Origin of the sequence: Chryseobacterium sp., assembly GCF_022869225.1 — a bacterium.
GTDB lineage: Bacteria > Bacteroidota > Bacteroidia > Flavobacteriales > Weeksellaceae > Chryseobacterium.
In genome coordinates, this window is sequence record NZ_JALIHL010000001.1 from 3,132,681 (window position 1) to 3,152,936 (window position 20,256).

The following is a 20,256-nucleotide window of genomic DNA, read 5'->3' on the forward strand; positions in this document are numbered from 1 at the left end:
TTATGGAAGATACGCTTATTTACAACTATTCCGGGTCATCATCTTTGGTAAAGAAGGGGGCCTTGGAAGAACTGTTTCTTGCCCAATATAGTGAGATACAAAAAAATACCGATGTTCCCTGCTTTTTCTGGGGAAATGTAGGGCAGCCCTTTATTGTGGCAAGATGCCTGATCACGCTTTCCAATATTGTAAAGTCCAGCTTTAATCTCTCGCCATTTCAAATGGCATTGCTTAAAGATCCGATTGTAACGGCCGGAAATGAACGGCTGAGATTTGAAGGATTTTCGCATTGTGCAGGCGTGTATGCAAGGGTAGATGTCCTGCCGGAAGGATTAGACGGAGAATTTTTGGAAAACGGAACAACGAACGTAGACTTTAACCAGCCCATGATTATGGCTTTAGGAAGCATCCGTCCCAATGAGAATATAATGCTTTCCGTTGGTGAAAAAGAAGTGGGGCTGTATAAGGAAGAGCAAAAATTAGTGGAAAGAAAAGTTCCGCTGCCTGTAAAATGGATCAAAGGCCTGGGGACCGTTCAGGTCTATTTATCGGAATCAGAAAAACGGCATTGTTTCAATAAGATTCAGACACAGCAGCTATTCAGGGGAATGCCGAAAGGAGTGGTGAAATCAGACTACTATCTGATTGTTCGTGGAAATAAGCCGATGTTTTCACCTGTAAAATCGGCCGATGCTGTTTGTGTAGGAGGGATTCACAGGCTTCGCCTTCTTGAGCCTCTTCTTCCGTACATTGATTATATGCAGGTTTTTGCCCATCCCCATATGAAGTCTGCAACATGGCAACTGTATATGGGGAATATCAGATTCAGTTTTTCTTTATCGAGAGAAAGCTGGAGAGGATTTTCAGGAGAAGGGGCTGTACTGGATAGCTTAATTACCGATGTTTCTGATGAATGGATCGATGCTTTAGATAAATATGCCTATGCCAATCAGTCTTTTAATGCAGCAGCGCTGGCTATGGAAGAAAATATCAGCCTTAAGAAAGTTTCAGATCTTACCGGAAGATTGGCGGCAATGGGAATGCTGGGATATGATCTGGATGACAACGGATTTTTCTACCGCCGATTGCCGTTTAAATTAAGCCGTATTTTAGGTTTAAATCCCCGTATGAAAAATGCTGAAAGGCTGATCGAAGAAGGAAAAGTTGAAGTTTTAAACAGCAATAACGAAAGAACAGAAGCCAGAGTGGAAGGAACCGGCGTGCACCATACCGTAATTATTGAAGGCGATAAAGAACGTTGTACCTGTGAATGGTTCAGTAAATATCAGGGGGAAAGAGGCCCCTGTAAACATGTTTTGGCCGTTAAGAAAATAATAAGCACATAAAAGTAAAGGACAGATCCTCCGGAAGGCTGTCCTTTTTTTATTAATGATTATACCTGTTTCATCCACTCCTCATAGGTGAGAACACCCAATTCTGGTCTTCCTTTGCCTTCCAGAACAGAAATGAATTCAAGCTGATTGCCATCCGGATCATTAAAATAAATAGCCAAAGCCGGCATCCATGCAAATACCATAGGCTGAACAGTTCCATTTTTCAGAAAGTTATAAGGCCTTAGATCCCTGTTTTCCAAAAACTCCACCGAGTAATTCAAAATATCTTCCCGGGTGCTTGTAAATGCAAAATGCCTGGGCTGAAGATTTTCCTTCTGTTCCCATAATCCTAACATGAAATCCTTTCCTTCTCCGATCCACAAAAATGCTATAGGCCTTGTTTCATCTCTATGGGCTAGCTTTAATCCCAATACTTCTGTATAAAACTGTATCGCATTTTCCAAATTACTTACCTGAACGTGAGTTTCATATAATCCTTTAATCATAGTTCCGATTTTAATAGAAACAAAGCTAGACAACGGATACCTAAAAATCAGGGAATAGTGATTTCTTTATCGGAAATGAATGATAGAAGGTTTTTATAATATGGATTATGGATTATGAATTATGAATTATGAATTATGAATTATGAATTATATTTTTTAGGCTTCTTCAAAATAAAAAATCAAAATTTTTATAAAAAAAACATCTGCGCAAAAAGATTGCGTAATACAGAGCTTACTTTGCATCAGAAATCAGAAAGGATAAGATGATCCTCCTATGTTTAACAAAAAAACAGTAACCATGAAATTTAATTTTTTAAGAAATGAGAATAAAGTAGTTGTGAACTACGAAGGTGCAACATCATATGTGATGACGCCGGCAGAAGAATTATATAGTGCTGTTGTTACAACAGGACTGTCAGATACTGCCTATGAAAAAGGAAATGGCAGGTTGGAGAGAATCCGGTCTCTGATCAAGAAAAATGATCCCGAGTTTGTGGCAAAACTGGCGGTGTACGCCAGAAAAGAGATGTACCTGCGTTCCGTTCCATTGGTTTTGACAACTGAATTGGCAAAGCAGGTTTCAGGTACGGATTTGGTAAGCCGGACAGTAGATGGTGTTGTTCAGAGAGCAGATGAAATCACAGAATTACTGGCTTACTACCAGCTTGCCAACGAAAGAACGGAAACCAAAAAACTGAATAAATTGTCAAAACAAATTCAGAAAGGTTTGGTGAAATCATTCAATAAATTCGATGAATATCAGTTTGCAAAATACAACAGAAAGGCAGACGTTACTTTGAAAGATGCCCTATTCCTGGTTCACCCGAAAGCAAAAGATGAAAACCAGCAGGCTGTTTTCAACAAGATCGTAAACGATACTTTGGAAACTCCTTATACCTGGGAAGTTGAGCTTTCTGTTTTAGGACAGACGAAATTTGTTACCGAAGCAGAAAGAAAATCAGCCTTCAAAGATAAATGGGAAGAACTGATCTTCAGCAATAAACTGGGGTACATGGCTACCCTGAGAAACCTGCGGAACATTCTGGAAGCTGGAGTATCATCTGCAGCTATGAAAAAAGTGTGCATCTATCTGTCTGATGAAAGAGCGGTAAAAAGCTCAAAACAGCTGCCATTCCGGTTTCTGGCAGCTTACAGGGAATTGAAATCTAATGAATCACCTTATCTGTGCTCTGTTTTGGAAGCACTGGAAGATGCTGCCATGGTAAGTGCTCAAAATATCAAAGGTTTCGGGTTTGATACTTCTGTGGTGATCGCAGCTGATGTCTCAGGCTCAATGCAGCAACCGGTTTCTGCTAAAAGCAAAATCCTGCTGTACGATATTGGTTTGCTGATGTCCATGATCCTGCAGTCGCAGTGTAAAAATGTAATAACAGGGATGTTCGGTGACCGTTGGCTTCCCGTTCCAATGCCTAAAAACGGGATTCTGAGAAATGTGGATGCCTTTTACAAACGTGAAGGTGAAGTAGGATATTCTACGAACGGCTATCTGGTGATTGAAGATCTGATCAGGAGAAATGAAAAAGTGAATAAAGTCATGTTGTTCACCGATACCCAGATGTGGGATAGTACCGGAAACAGAAATTCTTTTGAAGATTCTTGGAACAGGTATAAAGCTATAGCTCCGGATGCCAAACTCTATATTTTTGATCTGGCAGGTTACGGCAGACAGCCGCTTGATGTCAGAAGAAATGATGTATACCTTATTGCAGGTTGGTCCGACAAAATTTTCGATGTACTGAATGCGTTGGAAGATCAGAAATCCGCAGTTGAAATGATCAAAAAAGTAGTGCTGTAACAGGCACTGCTTTTACAATAAAAACAAATAACCTTTTAATCTGTTAGGAGCTTATTCCCGCTTTCCACTGTATCTTTTTCGCCGCTGCTTTCGCCTCTTCAGAAAAAGGATGCCGTTGCAATCGGGGCTGGGAAAGAATAATTTTAAATTTTGAATTTTGAATTTTGAATTATGAATTATGAATGATGAATGAAAGTTTTATTAACTCTATCAATGAATCGATAAGGTACGAGTTCAGGATTTTTAAAGAGTGTAGATTCTTTTTAGCCGGAGTTTCCAATTCTTGAACTTTTAGATCTTCTGCTTCATAGCAAACGAATAAAATATAACCAATGTCGTAGGGTAAGAGTCCATCGTCAAACTTGTAATTTGAACAGAATCAAAAAACTCTTATGAATGGTTACTTGGTTTTTAATGAAAAATACAACTGTGGGAGATTTATTTTACAGAATTTATTTGTTAATCGGGATCCTTATTTTACTTCCTATTTTAGGTGTTTTTAAGATGTTTGAGCTTGTAACCTCACTATTTTTCTAATTAAAAATGAACTGCGTAAAAAGAGTGCGTACTTATCATGTAATTTTGCAGTGTTAATAAAATCGGTGCCGTAAGAAAAGAAATCCTTCGACTTCCTATTGAAACAGAGTCTTTTCGCCAGGTCGCCCGGTTTCAACAGTCAATGCCGTGGGTAAGCGTTTCATCGTCAACTTCCAATAGGACACCAGATACTCTTATCATGAATGGCTTGGTTTTTTATATAACAAAATTGCGTAGAATACGTTCAAAACATATCATTTGACCAATACAACGAATAACGATGGATTATTATAAACCAGATCTTAAAGAAGCAGTGTATTGAGGGAATACTCAATACATATGAAAAAATATAAAACATTAAGACAAACTTTCGGACTCAATGAATACGGAGGTATTGATTTCCCGGTGAAAATGTCCGGAATCAAGATTTCCAGAATCTTATACGGAAATGAATTGGGATGTTCCTATTGTTTTCCACATGGCTTTGAAGTGAGCAACGCAAAGAACAAAAAGTTTCAGCGAAACTGGAAAAAATACAGAAACACCCCATGGAAAAAATAAAAAAGCAAGTGTCGTAAAACAGAGTTTCTTCGTTTTCGGGGCGGCAATACAGGTTCAAGTCCTGTCCTTTCGGTAGTGAAAATGACAACACTCCGCCGGTAAGTCTCTGTTTGATTGGTTGCCTTGCTTGTATCAAGTGTCGTTTTGGAATCATAATTCGATTACACGTCATCAGGTCACAGGTTCGATTCCTGTCATTCTTGTTGTAAACGGGATGTAGCTCAGCAGGTAGAGCAGATGGAAAAGAAAGATTCCGCCATTTTTACCTTGATATAATAAAAGAGTGCCGTAGAAAAGGCTTACTTCGGTAAATCTTATGATATTGGTTCAACTCCAAACAGATCACAAAAGTGATCTGGAAAGTCTTTTCAAGCTTTTGCCTCTTTATATAAAAAAATTAAACAGGTGCCGTAGAATAGTGTTACTTCGCTCATTACGACGGGGTCACGGGTTCGAATCCCGTCTCTTCCACAAAAAAACACAATCCAGACAGGAAGAGTAGCTCAGCTGGTTAGAGCACGGCATCACACTTTCGCTTTTTGCCTTGTTTTATAATCATTCGAAGCGGGAAGCGGGGAATTGGAAATAATCTTTGTATCGTAATTTTCTACAAAGTCAGACAGATTATTCTTTCAGGCTTTAATAACTTCCTTTCTTCCCGCCTCCAGCTTCCTTTTTACTGATAATCATACAAGTGTCGTTAGGAAAAACTTCATCGCGACGCAATTAGGGGAGGAATAGCGAAGCCGGTCACTCCGGCAAGGCTATCCGGTTCGACTCCGGCAGACGTGAGCCCCGCTTTTTCCTTAGTATCACCTTTGCAAAAAATGCCGGTACATTATGTGCCGGCATTTTTCATTGTATCTTCGAGTTCCTGTTCAAACATATTCTTCCACTTGGAAAGAGTTGTTCTGCTTATTTTATATTTTTTTGACATATAACTGGTAGAGTGGCCATGCTTCTTTTGATATCGGAGAAGTTTAAGCATGGTCGCCTTATCATATGTTTTGAGTTTCTGATTTTCTCTGGATTGTTTGAAAAGCTTATCATTAAACTTAAGCACATCTTCAGTAGTATGAAGCTTTTCAAGAAGTTCTCTGATCTTTGGATCCTTCAGCTTTTCCGGATGTTCAAGCTTAAGCATATCCTGATAAATTTTTTTGTAATTGGGCCGCATTTCGTCTCTGTTATCCGTTAGTATTATCACTCTTTTGAAGCCATCTGTGGAGGGTGCTTTTAGGAATCGAATATTCTTTAATGACATCACTTTGTGTCATTTCCCCGGAAAGAATCCTTTTCATAATGAATTCTTTAATTTCTTGTGTATAGATATTTTTTCTGAAATAAGGGATCTTGTCAGATTTCTGCTGGTTTTTGCTGGCAGCCGCAGGTGGAGCATATAAGATTAAATGGGAACTGTAAAGTCTGAAAAAGTCATATTCTAATAATTTGCTCCATCTTAGAAGGATATCGGTATCCATTGATCTGCTGTCATACATCCTCTCAACGGATTCTTCATCCTTGCCTAGGAATTTGCATATTCTTTCCATTGTTATCTCACTTTCATCAACCCTCTCCTTAATAAACTTTCCAATATGGATTTCTTTATATAACATTTTTATTGAATATTATCTTTTTAATTAAACTCATGCATTACAGAAAAAATAAACGGGTAATATATGATACATGCCTTATAAAATATAATGCATGTGAATAAGAAGGTTGACGGAAGTTGGAATGACTATTCAGGAATAGTAAAATGCTAATAAAAAGAGCTTATCAGTATATACAGGGGGTATTTGAATATGCTAAAAGAATGTATTCACGGCTGTTTTATCGGCCTCAGGGATATATTCCTTATTTTCATTTGGTTTATGAACGCTCCATTGATGTCAATCTTCTTTTTCTACCATTATGTGTAAATAATATATAACCTTTTAAAATCCCTTCATACAATTCTATTTTTTATTCTAAGCTCTTACTTATTTCATTTCCGTATCAATGATCATAACCAGTAGGTTAGGTGTTAAAATTTTTAAATAATAACAAATAATCCGCTTAATGAGTTTCAAATTTAAACAAAAAATAGAAGTAAGGGTGTTAAGAAATATAAAAAAATTATTTATATGCTCATTTTTAATTAAAATTAACACATTATTTAAGCAGATGTGTGAATTATTTTAAATATATATAATCAAGGTTAAAAATAAAAAATTGTATCTCAGAGATCAAGTACATACCTTTGCAGATCAATGAAAAATACTATAAGCTTATTCGACTTTTCGAAGAAAATAAATTATAAAAATGAACTGTTGGCAGGTTTTACCGTAGCCATGACCATGATTCCTGAATCGCTTTCATTTGCTATTCTGGCAGGGCTTTCGCCTCTTACAGGGCTTTATGCAGCCTGTATAATGGGATTTGTAACCGCTGTGTTGGGTGGGCGTCCGGGAATGGTCTCGGGAGGAGCCGGAGCCACAATTGTTGTTCTGATAGCTTTGATCAAATTTCACGGAATAGAATATCTTTTTGCTACCGTAGTCCTTGCCGGAATTTTTCAGATGCTTGTGGGAATATGTAAGCTGGGCAAATTTGTTCGGCTCATTCCTCAGCCGGTTATGTATGGGTTCCTGAATGGTTTGGCTATTATTATTTTTATGGCACAGATAGAACAGTTTAAAGTGACAGATCGCAATGGAGCCGTACACTGGCTCCAGGGGCTTCCTTTATATAGTATGGGAGGATTAACTGCCTTAACCATTGCGGTAGTATACTTTTTTCCAAAGATCACCAAAGCAGTTCCCGCTTCTTTAATAGCTATTATAGTAGTATTTGCTGTCGTTTTGGGTTTCAATATTCAGACGAAAACAGTAGCAGATATTGCTCATATCAGCGGAAATCTTCCAAGTTTTCATATCCCGGAGCTTCCTTTTTCCATGGAAACCCTGCAGATCATTTTCCCGTATGCTTTGGTAATGGCGGGTGTAGGGTTGATCGAGTCGCTTTTAACGCTGTCTATGGTGGATGAGATCACCAATTCAAAAGGAAATGCCAATAAAGAATCGGTGGCGCAAGGATTGGCCAATATTGCCAATGGATTTTTTGGCGGAATGGGAGGGTGTGCCATGGTAGCACAGACCCTGGTAAATCTTAATGCCGGTTCAAGAGCCCGCCTATCGGGAATGATAGCTTCCCTGATGATTCTGATGATCATCCTGTTTGGCGCTCCTATTATTGAAAAGATTCCGATGGCGGCATTGGTAGGAGTCATGATGATGGTTGCCATAAGTACCTTTCAGTGGGTTTCTATCAGAATTGTGAACAAAATGCCGAGGTCTGATATTTTTGTGGGAATTATGGTCGCCCTGATAACGGTGGTTTTACATAATCTTGCCTTGGCGGTATTGGTAGGAGTGATCATCTCTGCGCTGGTTTTTGCCTGGGATAATGCCAAAAGGATACGGGCAAGAAAACATACCGATGAACATGGCATTAAACACTATGAAATCTATGGTCCGCTATTTTTCGGTTCGGTAACGGCATTTACAGATAAATTTGATCCTATGGACGATCCGGAAGAGGTGGTTGTAGATTTCAAAGAAAGCCGGATCGTGGATATGAGTGCCATTGATGCGTTGGATAAACTGTCAAAACGGTATAAGCAGCACAGCAAAACACTATATCTTCGCCATCTCAGCGAAGACTGCCGGAAAATGCTGAAAAATGCGGAAGCGGTAGTGGAAATTAATATTCAGGAAGACCCTACATATAAAGTGATGCCGGAAAAATAGGAATAAAGACAAGAGATACAGAGATTTGAGACAAGGACCGTAAAAAGATACAGTCCTTGTTTCTGTTTTCTTACTTTAAATCATAAAATATCTTAAAACAGGGAACTAAAGGTATGCATTTCTGATAAAAATTCTATCTTTGGGAGGAATACAAACTAAACACTTGTTGATGATCAAGAGAATTTAAATCTTTTTCAAATTAAAGCTAAATAAAACTTTTAACTTATAACATCTTGAAAACAGATATCGACATTCATAACCACTGTCATTTTTCCTTTGACCTGTGGCTCACCTTAATCAAATCTCATCCTGAATTTAAAACAAAAAGAGTTGAGCTGTTCTCCTCATTTTTTAATGTGGATAAACCGATTGAAGAAGTTGCAGGAAGAGTAAAATATTATGATGACCTCTGCAATACCATCAATGAAGTGACGGGCGGAAATATAGATACTTTTGAGATCTATCTGATGATCTTAGGTTCGCTGGGTGTAGATATAAAGCTTTTACATAATGAAAAGTTAAAGGAGTTTTATGTAAAAAGCGAAGAGCTGTTTTTAGAATATAAGCCGGTGATTATTTTTAAAAATATCCATGATTTTTTTGATCATATCAAAAACCAGGGGAAAACAATCAATATTCTAAGCAACACAGGATTTATCAAAGGAACAACGATGAGAAAATTTCTGATCCATGAAAATCTGGATCAGTATATAGATTTTCATGTCTATTCCGATGAAATGAATTGTTCCAAACCCAATCCTCTTATTTTCCAGGAAGTGAAGAATAATATCAAAGATCAGGATTTGTCTTTACATCAGATTTTACATATCGGAGACAACCCGGTGGCAGATTATCAGGGAGCAAAAGACTTCGGTTTCAGTGCACATTTACTTAAATACTAAATAAACATGAAAAGAAGATACAGCTTACACCACATTCATTCAGCGGATGAGTTTACCTTCTCACCTACAGAATACAGTTATTTCAAGTATGGCGATAAGTCGTATGCTGAAAAATTCGCAAAAGAATTATTTGAAGGATTTATTTCCGAAAATGAAGAACTTTTCAATATGGATAAAGAAATTGTAGTTCTTCCAAGCCCTTACATGGCTATTCCTACAGCTTCCAATTTCCTGTGTTTTTTCTTTAAAAAGCATCTGGATTTTTATCTGTTTCAAAAAGGAAAAAAATCAAGCATCCTATCCAAAATCAATAGAAACCATACCTATATTACAGATTATGGGAATCTTAATTTTGAAGATCGTAAGAATCTGATTGCCAATGACACTTATTATATTGATAAAGATTTTTTAAAAGGAAAACTTTGTATTTTTATAGACGATATAAAAATAACGGGAAGCCATGAGTATACCGTCAACAGAATCCTGGATGAATATGATGTGGAGGCAGATTTTACGTTCCTGTATTATGCGGAACTGATGAATTTTGATCTTGATCCGAAGATTGAAAACTTTTTCAATTATTACGCTGTAAAGAATGTAAAACATGTCGCAGAAGTAATGGAGAAACAGAGTTTTGAGTTCAATACCCGGATCGTGAAGTATATTTTAGGCCTGGATTCAAGTAATTTTGATTATCTTACGTCTAAAGTAAAAAGAGAACAGATGGATCTCCTGTTGGAACTTGCCATCAGTAACAATTATCATTTAATAAAAGAATATAAAAATAACATCAATACTTTAACACAAACGGAATTATATTATGGCTATTAACTTACAAAAAGGACAAAGAGAAAACATTAACGCACCTAAATTTACTGTAGGTTTAGGATGGGATATCAATAATACTTCTACAGGAACGGCATTCGATCTGGATGCTTCTTTATTTTTATTGGGTGACGACAAAAAATTAGTTTCAGATAACCACTTTATTTTCTATAACAACCTGGAATCTCCGGATAAATCAGTGATTCATACAGGAGATAACCTTACAGGAGAAGGGGCCGGTGACGATGAGCAGATCAAGATCGATCTTACGAAAATTGATTCTGCTATAAAAGAAATTACAGTAGTGGTAACCATTCACGAAGCAGATGCAAGAAAGCAGAACTTCGGGCAGGTAAGAAATTCTTTCATCAGAATTTTTAACACCGATACGAATGAGGAGATCTTAAAATATGAATTAGACGAAGACTTCTCAATCGAAACGGCAGTAGAATTCGGAAGAATCTATAACAGGAACGGAGAATGGAAATTTGAGGCTGTAGGAGCAGGACAAAGAGAAGGCCTTGAGAAATTTGTATCAATTTATCAGAAATAATCATGGATAATCAAGAAAATCAGCCAATAGATCCACTTGGGTCAATTGAACCCCTTAAAACATTTGAACCTACTCCGATGGCTCCTCCGGGTCAGCCTGTTCAAAATACAGCGCCGGCGGTTCTTGTGGATAGAGATGGAAATGTAAATCTGACTCAGCTACCGTCGGAAGAACGCCAGAAATATGAGGTTCTCGCGAATTCTATTGATGAAGCCAACCCGGGATCAATTGTAAATTTTGGTGCGGAACTTCAGAAAACATTAACGAATCAGAGTGACAGCTTCTTAGGAAATGTGAGAAGATCAAACTCCGGAGAAGTAGGAGGGCTTATCAATGATCTTTTGGTAGAGCTTAACTATGTAGACGTAGAAGAGCTCAATGGAAATAAAGTAAAAAGCTTCCTGAGCAAATTACCATTTATGAAGAAGGTAATGACTCAGGTGGAAAACTTATTTGCAAAATATGATAAGATCATCAACAATATTGAGCAGATCTCTTATAAAGTAAATGCAGGAATCATTACTTCTACCAAAGATAATGCGGTTTTGCAGACTATTTTTGAGAGTAATGTGAATTCCATTAAGCAAATCGAAGAGCTTGTGATTGCCGGAAATATAAGAATGGAAAGAGCAGCCGTTGAGCTTGCCCAGATGGAAGCAAATCCTCAGAATTTCCAGGACTACCAGATTGCAGATAAGAGAGATTTTATCGCAAGATTAGACAGAAGAATGGCTGATCTTAAAGTCGTGCGTATCATTATGATGCAGTCTCTTCCACAGATCAGACTGGTACAGAATAACAACGTCTCCATTGCTGAAAAAGCACAGACGATTCTGACCACGACGCTTCCGGTGTGGAAAAACCAGCTTTCACTTGCTGTGGCAATGTACAGACAGCAGCAGAATATTGAAATCCAGCAGAAAGTTTCTTCCACGACAGAAGAGATTTTAAGAAAGAATGCAGAGCGCCTGGGCCAGAATTCAGTGAATGTGGCCAGAGCCAATGAACAGACTATCGTATCGGTAGAAACATTGAGAGAAACAACTTCAATGCTGATCAACACCCTGAATGAAGTGAAACAAATCCAAAAACAGGGAGCTGATAACAGAAGAAAACTGGATCAGGATCTACAGACACTGGAGCATGAATTAAAAGCTAATGTCAGAGGTTAATTTATAGGTATCAAGGTGGGGGAGGATGCAGCAACCATATTGTCACAAAGCAAAAGAAGAATAACAAAACTTAAGCTTCTTGCTAATTTTTATGAACATATTGATATTATATCTATTTACATTAAAACGGATATTATTCACAATCTGTTCCAGGAAAATACGGCTTTAGATTACAATAAACTGGAGCTTTTTCACCTGCAGTATACCGACAGCCTCATAGAATTGCTGACCAAAATAAAACGTCAGAAAGAAAATGATATGCTGGCTGTCATTAACGAAATTGATATTAACAAAAAATATATTTCAGGTTTTGAAGAAAGACAGGGAGACAGCTTTCAGACCGACCGGAAAATGTACAGCGGTATATTTTCCCAACATCTGAAAACTCTGTATAAGGACCTCACAGGAGACATTTTTACGGCCAACTGGGATAATGTACTGTATTTTCATAAAAAATATGCTCAGGAATTTTATAGAACAGAAGCAGATGAATCTCTGTTGAAATCCGGTTCCTTTCCTGCATATCAGTATCGGGATTATTCCATTGAAAGGAAATTATTGGGAAGGCTTAATATACAGGGATTTAAAGTCCGTTTTGTCTGTGGGTACCTCATCGGAACTCATGAATATGAACTTTTCAAGATCTTTCAGTCTGATGATTACTTTATTTTCAGTATAGATGAAAGGAAACTGTATCTTTTTGATCATGAGCTGGGTACACTTGATATTTCCGAAAATCAGTCGAACCAGAGTAGTATTATTGAGCAGCTGAAAAGGAAAAATGAACAACTTGAAAACAGTATGAATGAGAGAAAACGTACGTTGCCTGCAGAGGTGGAAAGCGTTCTGAAGGATTATATTAAAAACCTGGAAAATATAGATATTATGAGCAAAATATTTGATTTTGATGAAGAAACGAATATTCTGCGCGCAATGCTTAATTTGAATTTAAACAATCAATGAGAAAGCAAATCGCAAAACAGTAAAATCGCAAATATGCCTTTTCGCTCTTTTGCAGTTTAGCCTTTTTACAAATAACAACTAAACATAACAAGATGGCTATCAACTTACAAAAAGGTCAAAGAATCAACCTTAAAAAAGAAAACGGAGCTGAGCTTTCCCAAGCTTGTGTTGGAATCAACTGGGGAGCAATTGAAAAGAAAGGATTTTTCGGAACTAAAAAAGAAGCAGTAGACTTAGACGGAAGCTGTATTTTATACGACTCGAATAAAAACGTTACTGAAGTGATCTACTTCGGAAACCTGAAATCAAAAAACGGATCTGTAAGACACAGCGGAGATGACCTTACAGGGGATGTAGACGGGGATGACGGGTTGGATAATGAAGTGATTACAGTAGATTTCAGCCAGTTGGAACCTAACGTGGAGCATGTGGCCATGGTTTTGAACAGCTATAGAGGCCAGGATTTCGGAACGATTCCTTTTGCTTCTATCCGTATCTACGAAGGAAGCCCTACCAATGTAAGAGAGGTTTTCGCCAAATATGATATCGCCAATGATGCCTCTTTCAGTGGTCATGTGGCCATGGTAATGGGAGTTTTTTATAAGAGAAACGGAGAATGGAAATTCAATGCTATCGGGGATCCTACCGCAGACAAAAAGCTGGAGCAGACGATTCAGACCGTGCAGATGAATTACTTATAACCAATTATCAATCAACTAATGAATAAAATAGCAATATTTGTACCTTGTACACTTATTGCTTTTATCATATAATAACATATAAATCAAGTGGAAAAACATAGTATTTTAGATATGCACCCAGGCTTGGTGTGGGGATTTGCGATAACGGTTGTTATCATGCTGCTTCTGGATTTAGGAGTATTCAACAAAAAAAGTCACGAAGTTTCATCCAAAGAAGCTACGATCTGGACCGTCGTTTGGATTTCACTGTCCATGGTTTTTTCAGGAGTGGTATATTGGGCATTCAATACAGATGGATCCCCTGAAAGTCATGCACTGGCAGTAGAAAAATTTACCCAGTACCAGGCGGCCTATTGGATCGAAAAAGCACTTTCTGTAGATAACTTGTTCGTGTTTATCCTTGTTTTCGGATTTTTTAAAGTTCCGAAATTCCTTCATCATAAAGTTCTTTTCTGGGGAATCATTGGAGCATTGATCTTCAGGGCGATATTTATTTTTGCCGGAGTCGGGCTGATCAATCTTACTTACCTTCCTGAAATGAATATTTTTGGAAAAGCAGTGAATATCAATATTGTAATGACTCTTTTCGGACTGTTCCTTGTATATGCAGGAATTAAGTCCTGGGGAGATGGTGATGATGATGACGATGAAGACTATAGCAATACAGCCGGAGCCAAATTGATCAAGAGTTTCTGGAAAGTCTCTGATAACTATGACGGAGATAAATTCTTCACTATTCAGAATGGAATTAAAATGGCAACACCTCTTTTGGTAGTGGTGGGTGTTATCGAATTTACCGACGTTCTTTTCGCAGTAGATTCTATTCCCGCAATCTTTGCCATCTCAGATGATCCTTTTATCCTTTATACATCGAATATCTTTGCTATTTTAGGTCTAAGATCATTGTATTTCCTGCTGGCGAACTTTATTCATATGTTCAGCAAACTTCCCTATGGATTGGCAATTATCCTTTCATTTATCGGAGTTAAAATGCTTATAGCACCATGGTATCATATTTCGTCTCCGGTTTCGCTGGGAATCGTAGGAGGAGTATTGGTGATCTCTGTTCTTTTATCTATCATCTTCCCTGAAAAAGAAGAAGAGAAGAAAGAAGAATTAGAAGAAAAATAAAATATTTTAAATATATCAAAAGCCTCTGGATTATAATTCTGGAGGCTTTTTTTGTTTTGTTGGAAAGGGCAAAGAGGATAAATATAGTTCTGCTGTTATAACAACAGTCTTTTGTATATTTAATAGGAATCAACATTTTTAAAAAAAACAGGGATTACGCTAATTTATAATTCATCATTTTTAAGCTCATTTTCCATGTAAAAGCTTATTGATTTTCCGTCTCGTCTGTACAGACACTTTGTAAGCCTCATCACGAAGCTTTTGTATTTTTCCGACAGGCTGAAAAATAAGTTTGCTTTCAAAAGGATTGAATGAAAGCAGTTCATTGGTACAGGTTTGTGAATCAAGCAGGGATCCCTTATTTATTTTGATCTCGCCTATCTTAATAAAAGGAGAGTTTTTCCATTCAACATTCAGTTTGTTGATGGGCTGGTCTTTTAAATCGTAACAGATTTGGATTAAAACATCAGCTGTAAAATCATGGTTCTGAAAGTAATTTTTTAAGGCTTCTTTTATTTTTTGTTTCCTACCGGTCGTTTTATCTATTGACTTGGGACTTATTTTTATTTTGATCATGTGATCTCCAAGGCGGTATGCTCCTACTGAATGATAATTAAAGGATAAAATGAAATCATTTTTCTTACCGATCAGTTTGAGGGTATTCTTTATAAAAGATCCTGTCAGAATGGAAGGAATTGTTTTAATCAGCTGAGCGGCTAAAGAAAAGAAACTGCTCCATTTTTTGTTATACGACTGGTTTATGGCGGTAAACAATTTCAAAAAGGTGGAAACAGAGTTGATAGGAAATAAAGGAAAATTCACCAATGGATAATTTGCCAGCAATCCGCCGTTTTCATCTTTAATCTGAACAGCAAATCCATAAGCGGGAATATCTCTTTTGGAGTTTTTAATTTTAAGCTGTGCATTGGAAAACCTGATGGTCAGATCAAATTTTTCTTTGTCAAAAAAAGGCTGAAGCGCTTCAGGAATATCCGGATCTACCCAGAATGTACCTTTTGCTATGCCATAGGTTTTAGCATGAGCATTTCGGGTAGCATAATTGACGTCACTTATGGCAGGAGACTGTTCAACAAAATCTGCAATGGTTTTTTTATTGATTTCAAGAAGTTTTTTCTCCTCTTCGTTAAGTTCGTCGAATTTCTTATTATATTTTAATGGATTTGGCATTTAGTTTTTAAATTCAATTATAACGCCAAGTTTTTAAATCTGTGTTAACGGAGTATTATATATGTTTGAATTTTAATAGGAGGGAAGCCGGATGCGGGAAGACTGAAGCTGGTAAAGGAGCGTGGTTCAACGTCTGTGTTTTTTAAATATTTGATAATCAAGATCTATCAGTTCTTGTTTTATTGTCTATGCCTATATATTTAAGCGGTTTAATAAGGGCTTCCTGCTTTTATCTTCCATTTTCCCACTCTAAAAATCCTATCTTTGCAAAAAAATTAAGTTATGGGAGTAGCAGACATGTTATTTAAACGTAAAAAGGAACTGGCGGAAAAAAACCTTAAAGATGGTAAGGAATACATGGAAGAGTATGGTAAGAGAGAAAGTGTAGTGCAATTGCCAAGCGGCTTACAGTATGAGATCATTACAGAGGGAGACGGTCAAAAACCGGGTCCGAAGTCTACTGTAAAATGCCATTACCATGGAACGACCATTTCCGGTAAAGTTTTCGATAGCTCTGTGAAAAGAGGTACACCAGCGTCTTTTCCTTTAAACAGAGTGATTTCAGGATGGACAGAAGCACTTCAGCTGATGCCTGTAGGAAGCAAATGGAGACTGATCATTCCACCGCATCTGGCCTATGGAGATCAGGAGATCAGCAAAGAAATCGGCCCGAACTCTACGCTTGTTTTTGAAGTTGAATTACTGGATATTAAATAATCCAACTTAAAAATAGATTAAAAATTTACCTGAATTCAGGTAAATTTTTTTATTTGTTTTATATTCGTATAGATGAATATTCATGGAAAAGCTTGATTGTTTGTATATCAATCATTTTGCCATGACTGCTACTGCACAAAATAAGTTGGAATGAAAAAAATAGTTTACCTTTTTATTGTTCTGGGTTTGCTTGCTTCCTGTATTTCCAGGAAAAATCAGGTTATTCAACAAAATATCCTTACGCTGAAGGACAGTTATTGCAAGGCACCTTTCAAGTATAATTACACGAACAAACTCCCGTCTTATAATTCAGATTCCATACTGGCAGCGAATAAAGAATTGAAGGAAATATTTTCTGATCAGAGTATCCTGATCCTTAATGCTCTGGACAATCTGGATGAGGTACACGACATCATGGAGCTTAAAAAAGATTCATCCATTGCCTCCCAGGTCAAAGTATTGCAGCTGAAAACAAAGATCAACAGCAAGATCACCATAGCACTGACAGAATTGGATGCTGTAGCGGCAGAATTCGACTGTGAAGGAGAGCGGGTAGCACAGATCGGAAATTATGTAGATAATCTTAATGCATCCAGAAATAATAAGCTCATCTTATATTCAATCGTAGCAGGAGCAGCTGCATCTATTGCCGGGGGAATTGTAAAAGATCAGGGCTGGAGTAATGCAATTGACATCAGCGGAGGGGTTTTGGGAGCAGGATTTGGTTTGGCAACCCTGAATCCGAAAGGCAAAAAAGTAGAGTTTATCCATCAGAGAAATCTGCTGAGAGATATCTGGAGAGAAAAACTGGAATCCCCTAATTTCCCACCATTTATCTGGTATATGTATACAGAGAAAAAGTTTTCAAACAGAGAAGAGCGTTCCATTATCGGCAATATGAAAGAAAGATGGCTGCATTACCAGTTTGATGATAATAAAGCAGATGCAGACCAATCCGTCATTTTCAGTGATGGAGGCTTCTACAGGGCAGATGATCTTCACAACAGGGCTGCAATGCTCAATCAGATGCAATCGGCTACAAGAACCATTAATCAGAATATCAATTATTTGCTGCTGGATCTGGATAAATTGATCCTTTAAGAAAAAATTAACTGTAATAAAATTTGTTACATTTAAAAAATTGTGTACCTTTGCCATGTAATTACAATGAATAATACAAGATTTGCTACGGCAGTACATATAATGACATTATTGGCAAAAAGTCCTCAGGAGTGGCTCACTTCTGATTGGATTGCCGGTAGTATCAATGTAAACCCGGTGATTGTCCGAAAGGAGATCAGCGTGCTGAGAGAGGCAGGTCTGATCACCAGCAGACAAGGAAAGGAAGGAGGAAGCCAGCTTGCAAAAAATGCTGAAATAATCACGATTTCTGAGATCTACCGGGCCGTAAAGAATACGGAGGTATTAGGAAAGAAAAACCAAAATCCCAACCCGGCTTGCAGTGTAGGAAAAGAAATCAATATTCATTTAAATACGTTATTTGAAGAAACAGATCAATTGGTAGTTAGCTTTTTAGGCGATAAATCATTGCAGAAATTTGCAGATCAGTTCGAATAAAATTTTTTAACTATAAATGTAACAAAACTTATTACAATTTAATTTTAAAAATAAAACATTATGAAAAAAGTAGCAGTAATCGGTGCAACCGGATTTGTAGGAGCGCATATCGTAACAGAATTAGCTGACAGAGGATACGCTGTGGAAGCTTTGGTGAGAGATGCTTCGAAGGTAAAAACACAAGAGAATGTAACCGCTAAAAGCGTAGATGTAAACAATGTGGAAGAATTGGCAAACGCTTTACAAGGAAGCGATGCAGTTATCAGTGCTTTTAATGCGGGATGGACTAATCCAAATTTGTACAACGATTTTCTGAACGGTTCTGAAAATATTGAAAAAGCAGTAGAGCAGGCAGGTGTGAAAAGACTTATCGTAGTGGGAGGAGCAGGAAGCTTATATACTCCTGATCATATTCAGATTGTGGATACTCCTGATTTCCCGGAAGCTTACAAACCTGGAGCAACAGCAGCGAGGGATTATTTAAATAAGATCAAAAATAACAATACCCTAGACTGGACTTTCTTCAGCCCTGCTATAGAAATGAATCAGGCCAATGTAGGATCTAGAACGGGAAAATACAGAACATCATTAGAAACTCCGGTGTTCGATGAAAACGGAAGAAGCCGTCTTTCTGTAGAAGATGTAGCAGTAGCCTTAGTGGATGAACTAGAGCAGAACAACCACATCCGTGAACGTTTTACAGCGGCTTACTAACTAAAAAAGAACAAAATGTTAAAAAAGAAATTATTATCATTGGCTGCAATCCTTGGTTTCATGAGTATTGTATGGGCAGGAAACTTAAAACTAAAAGTTTATAACCCGGGATCGAAAGCCATTTTTGCAGTGACTTCCACAATTATTTACGGAGATAAGGATGCTATGCTTGTAGATGCCCAGTTTCAGAAGCAATATGCCGAACAGCTGGTCAGAGAGATTAAGGCTACAGGTAAAAACCTGACAACAGTTTTTATTTCCCACAGTGATCCCGATTTTTATTTTGGGCTGGACGTAATCAAAAAAGCGTTTCCTCATGTAAAGATCATTTCAACCGCTCAAACCGCTTATCTGATCTCTGCTTCGAAAGACGATAAAATGGCAGTTTGGAAACCGCAGTTAAAAGCAGATGCCCCTTCAGAAATTATTGTTCCTGAAGCTGTAACGGCCATTCCCGATCTTGAAGGACATCCAATTGAGATCAGACAAAACCCTGAAGATCCGGCTCACAGCTTTCTTTGGATTCCGTCTCTGAAAACAGTGGCCGGAGGAATTTCAGTATCTACAGGTTCACACCTTTGGATGGCGGATACTCAAAATGCAAAAGCAATCGATCATTGGATCGGACAGATTGATGCTATGAAAGCTTTACAGCCGGCACAGGTCATTCCGTCCCATTTTGCAGAACAGTCTCTTTCCCCTCAGTCCCTTGATTTTGTAAAAAATTATCTTGAAGATTATAAAAAGGCCGTAGCAGAAAATAAAACTTCTCCGGCGATTGTAGATTTCATGGTGAAAAAATATCCTGATCTTCCAGGCAAAGAGGAATTGGAGATGGGAGTTAAGGTATTTTTGGGAGCAATGGACTGGGATTTAAAGTCACCTTTCCCGGCAATCGGAAAGAAAGTAGAGGTGGATTTTGGAACGGTAAAATTCCTTCTTGATTTTAAAGATAACAAGACGATGACATTCGTTGGAACAGCCGGAAGTTCAAAAAACAGTACGGATACGGTACAGTATACCGCAGTAGAAATCGCTAAAAATATTTTTATGGTATACTGGCATGAGCCTAATCTGGGTTTTAATGTCACCCATATTCAGGATTATAATAAAAATATTGTGTATTCAAATATTGCAGGGCCTGATGGTACATTCACCCATCCGAAAGGAAGTCTTAAGATTTTAAAATAAGAAAGAAAATGATCGCTTCATCGAATCAGCTTGCCGATTCCATTCTTAAGAAAAAAGACTGTCTCATAAGAGGCAG

Annotated in this window: 20 protein-coding genes; 16 read left to right on the forward strand and 4 right to left on the reverse strand. The window is 37.6% G+C overall.

Going from position 1 to position 20,256, the window contains the following annotated elements; genetic code table 11:
• The first annotated feature begins 2 nt into the window (after nt 1–2).
• On the forward strand, nt 3–1,346 hold the full coding sequence (locus MUW56_RS14690) for an SWIM zinc finger family protein (RefSeq protein ID WP_292013876.1): 1,344 nt from the start codon (nt 3–5) through the stop codon (nt 1,344–1,346).
• Nucleotides 1,347–1,393: 47 nt separating this feature from the next.
• Here MUW56_RS14690 and MUW56_RS14695 read toward each other — a convergent pair whose 3' ends face one another.
• Entirely contained in the window at nt 1,394–1,840 is a 447-nt protein-coding gene (locus tag MUW56_RS14695) for a VOC family protein (protein ID WP_292013877.1), read from the reverse strand.
• A 298-nt stretch (nt 1,841–2,138) separates the two neighbouring features.
• On the opposite strand from MUW56_RS14695, the gene MUW56_RS14700 reads away from it, so the two are divergent.
• Both MUW56_RS14700 and MUW56_RS14705 read left to right on the forward strand, forming a co-directional pair.
• Nucleotides 2,139–3,656: a TROVE domain-containing protein gene (locus MUW56_RS14700; RefSeq protein WP_292013878.1), complete on the forward strand. Its 1,518-nt coding sequence runs from the start codon at nt 2,139–2,141 to the stop codon at nt 3,654–3,656.
• A gap of 876 nt (nt 3,657–4,532) precedes the next feature.
• Nucleotides 4,533–4,754 (forward strand): phosphate ABC transporter substrate-binding protein, encoded by a 222-nt coding sequence (locus MUW56_RS14705; RefSeq protein ID WP_292013879.1) that lies wholly within the window; start codon nt 4,533–4,535, stop codon nt 4,752–4,754.
• Nucleotides 4,755–5,592: 838 nt separating this feature from the next.
• Here the strand turns inward: MUW56_RS14705 and MUW56_RS14710 are convergent.
• Together MUW56_RS14710 and MUW56_RS14715 are read right to left on the reverse strand one after the other, a co-directional pair.
• Complete coding sequence (locus tag MUW56_RS14710) at nt 5,593–5,898, reverse strand: helix-turn-helix domain-containing protein (protein ID WP_292013880.1); 306 nt, start codon at nt 5,896–5,898, stop codon at nt 5,593–5,595.
• A gap of 43 nt (nt 5,899–5,941) precedes the next feature.
• Nucleotides 5,942–6,370 carry a transposase gene (locus MUW56_RS14715; RefSeq protein ID WP_292013881.1) on the reverse strand — a complete coding sequence of 143 codons (429 nt, stop codon included), beginning with the start codon at nt 6,368–6,370 and terminating at the stop codon, nt 5,942–5,944.
• A gap of 636 nt (nt 6,371–7,006) precedes the next feature.
• Here MUW56_RS14715 and MUW56_RS14720 point away from each other — a divergent pair.
• The 8 genes from MUW56_RS14720 to MUW56_RS14755 all read left to right on the forward strand — a co-directional run bounded on the left by MUW56_RS14720 (nt 7,007) and on the right by MUW56_RS14755 (nt 14,792).
• The gene (locus tag MUW56_RS14720) at nt 7,007–8,545 is read left to right on the forward strand and encodes a SulP family inorganic anion transporter (protein WP_292013882.1); all 1,539 of its coding nucleotides are present in this window, start codon (nt 7,007–7,009) and stop codon (nt 8,543–8,545) included.
• A 233-nt stretch (nt 8,546–8,778) separates the two neighbouring features.
• Entirely contained in the window at nt 8,779–9,447 is a 669-nt protein-coding gene (locus MUW56_RS14725) for an HAD family hydrolase (protein ID WP_292013883.1), read from the forward strand.
• A 6-nt stretch (nt 9,448–9,453) separates the two neighbouring features.
• On the forward strand, nt 9,454–10,278 hold the full coding sequence (locus MUW56_RS14730) for a phosphoribosyltransferase family protein (protein WP_292013884.1): 825 nt from the start codon (nt 9,454–9,456) through the stop codon (nt 10,276–10,278).
• Nucleotides 10,268–10,825 (forward strand): TerD family protein, encoded by a 558-nt coding sequence (locus MUW56_RS14735; RefSeq protein WP_292013885.1) that lies wholly within the window; start codon nt 10,268–10,270, stop codon nt 10,823–10,825. Before MUW56_RS14730 ends, MUW56_RS14735 begins: the two co-directional genes overlap by 11 nt.
• A gap of 2 nt (nt 10,826–10,827) precedes the next feature.
• Nucleotides 10,828–11,997, forward strand: coding sequence for a toxic anion resistance protein (locus MUW56_RS14740; protein WP_292013886.1), 1,170 nt, complete (start codon nt 10,828–10,830; stop codon nt 11,995–11,997).
• A gap of 15 nt (nt 11,998–12,012) precedes the next feature.
• The gene (locus tag MUW56_RS14745) at nt 12,013–12,960 is read left to right on the forward strand and encodes a hypothetical protein (RefSeq protein ID WP_292013887.1); all 948 of its coding nucleotides are present in this window, start codon (nt 12,013–12,015) and stop codon (nt 12,958–12,960) included.
• Nucleotides 12,961–13,052: 92 nt separating this feature from the next.
• Nucleotides 13,053–13,661: a TerD family protein gene (locus tag MUW56_RS14750; RefSeq protein WP_292013888.1), complete on the forward strand. Its 609-nt coding sequence runs from the start codon at nt 13,053–13,055 to the stop codon at nt 13,659–13,661.
• 111 nt (nt 13,662–13,772) lie between these two features.
• Nucleotides 13,773–14,792 carry a TerC/Alx family metal homeostasis membrane protein gene (locus MUW56_RS14755; protein WP_292015418.1) on the forward strand — a complete coding sequence of 340 codons (1,020 nt, stop codon included), beginning with the start codon at nt 13,773–13,775 and terminating at the stop codon, nt 14,790–14,792.
• 186 nt (nt 14,793–14,978) lie between these two features.
• On the opposite strand, the gene MUW56_RS14760 is transcribed toward MUW56_RS14755, so the two are convergent.
• A complete protein-coding gene (locus MUW56_RS14760; protein WP_292013889.1) occupies nt 14,979–15,980 on the reverse strand; it encodes a catalase in 1,002 nt (333 codons plus the stop codon).
• 282 nt (nt 15,981–16,262) lie between these two features.
• On the opposite strand from MUW56_RS14760, the gene MUW56_RS14765 reads away from it, so the two are divergent.
• The 5 genes from MUW56_RS14765 (at nt 16,263) to MUW56_RS14785 (ending at nt 20,180) form a co-directional block, all read left to right on the forward strand.
• A complete protein-coding gene (locus MUW56_RS14765; protein ID WP_052184755.1) occupies nt 16,263–16,697 on the forward strand; it encodes an FKBP-type peptidyl-prolyl cis-trans isomerase in 435 nt (144 codons plus the stop codon).
• A gap of 150 nt (nt 16,698–16,847) precedes the next feature.
• Nucleotides 16,848–17,798 carry a hypothetical protein gene (locus MUW56_RS14770; protein WP_292013890.1) on the forward strand — a complete coding sequence of 317 codons (951 nt, stop codon included), beginning with the start codon at nt 16,848–16,850 and terminating at the stop codon, nt 17,796–17,798.
• 66 nt (nt 17,799–17,864) lie between these two features.
• The gene (locus MUW56_RS14775; protein WP_292013891.1) at nt 17,865–18,275 is read left to right on the forward strand and encodes an Rrf2 family transcriptional regulator; all 411 of its coding nucleotides are present in this window, start codon (nt 17,865–17,867) and stop codon (nt 18,273–18,275) included.
• 60 nt (nt 18,276–18,335) lie between these two features.
• A complete protein-coding gene (locus MUW56_RS14780; protein WP_292013892.1) occupies nt 18,336–18,989 on the forward strand; it encodes an NAD(P)-dependent oxidoreductase in 654 nt (217 codons plus the stop codon).
• Between the two features lie 15 nt (nt 18,990–19,004).
• Entirely contained in the window at nt 19,005–20,180 is a 1,176-nt protein-coding gene (locus tag MUW56_RS14785; protein ID WP_292013893.1) for an MBL fold metallo-hydrolase, read from the forward strand.
• The last annotated feature ends 76 nt before the right edge of the window (nt 20,181–20,256 follow it).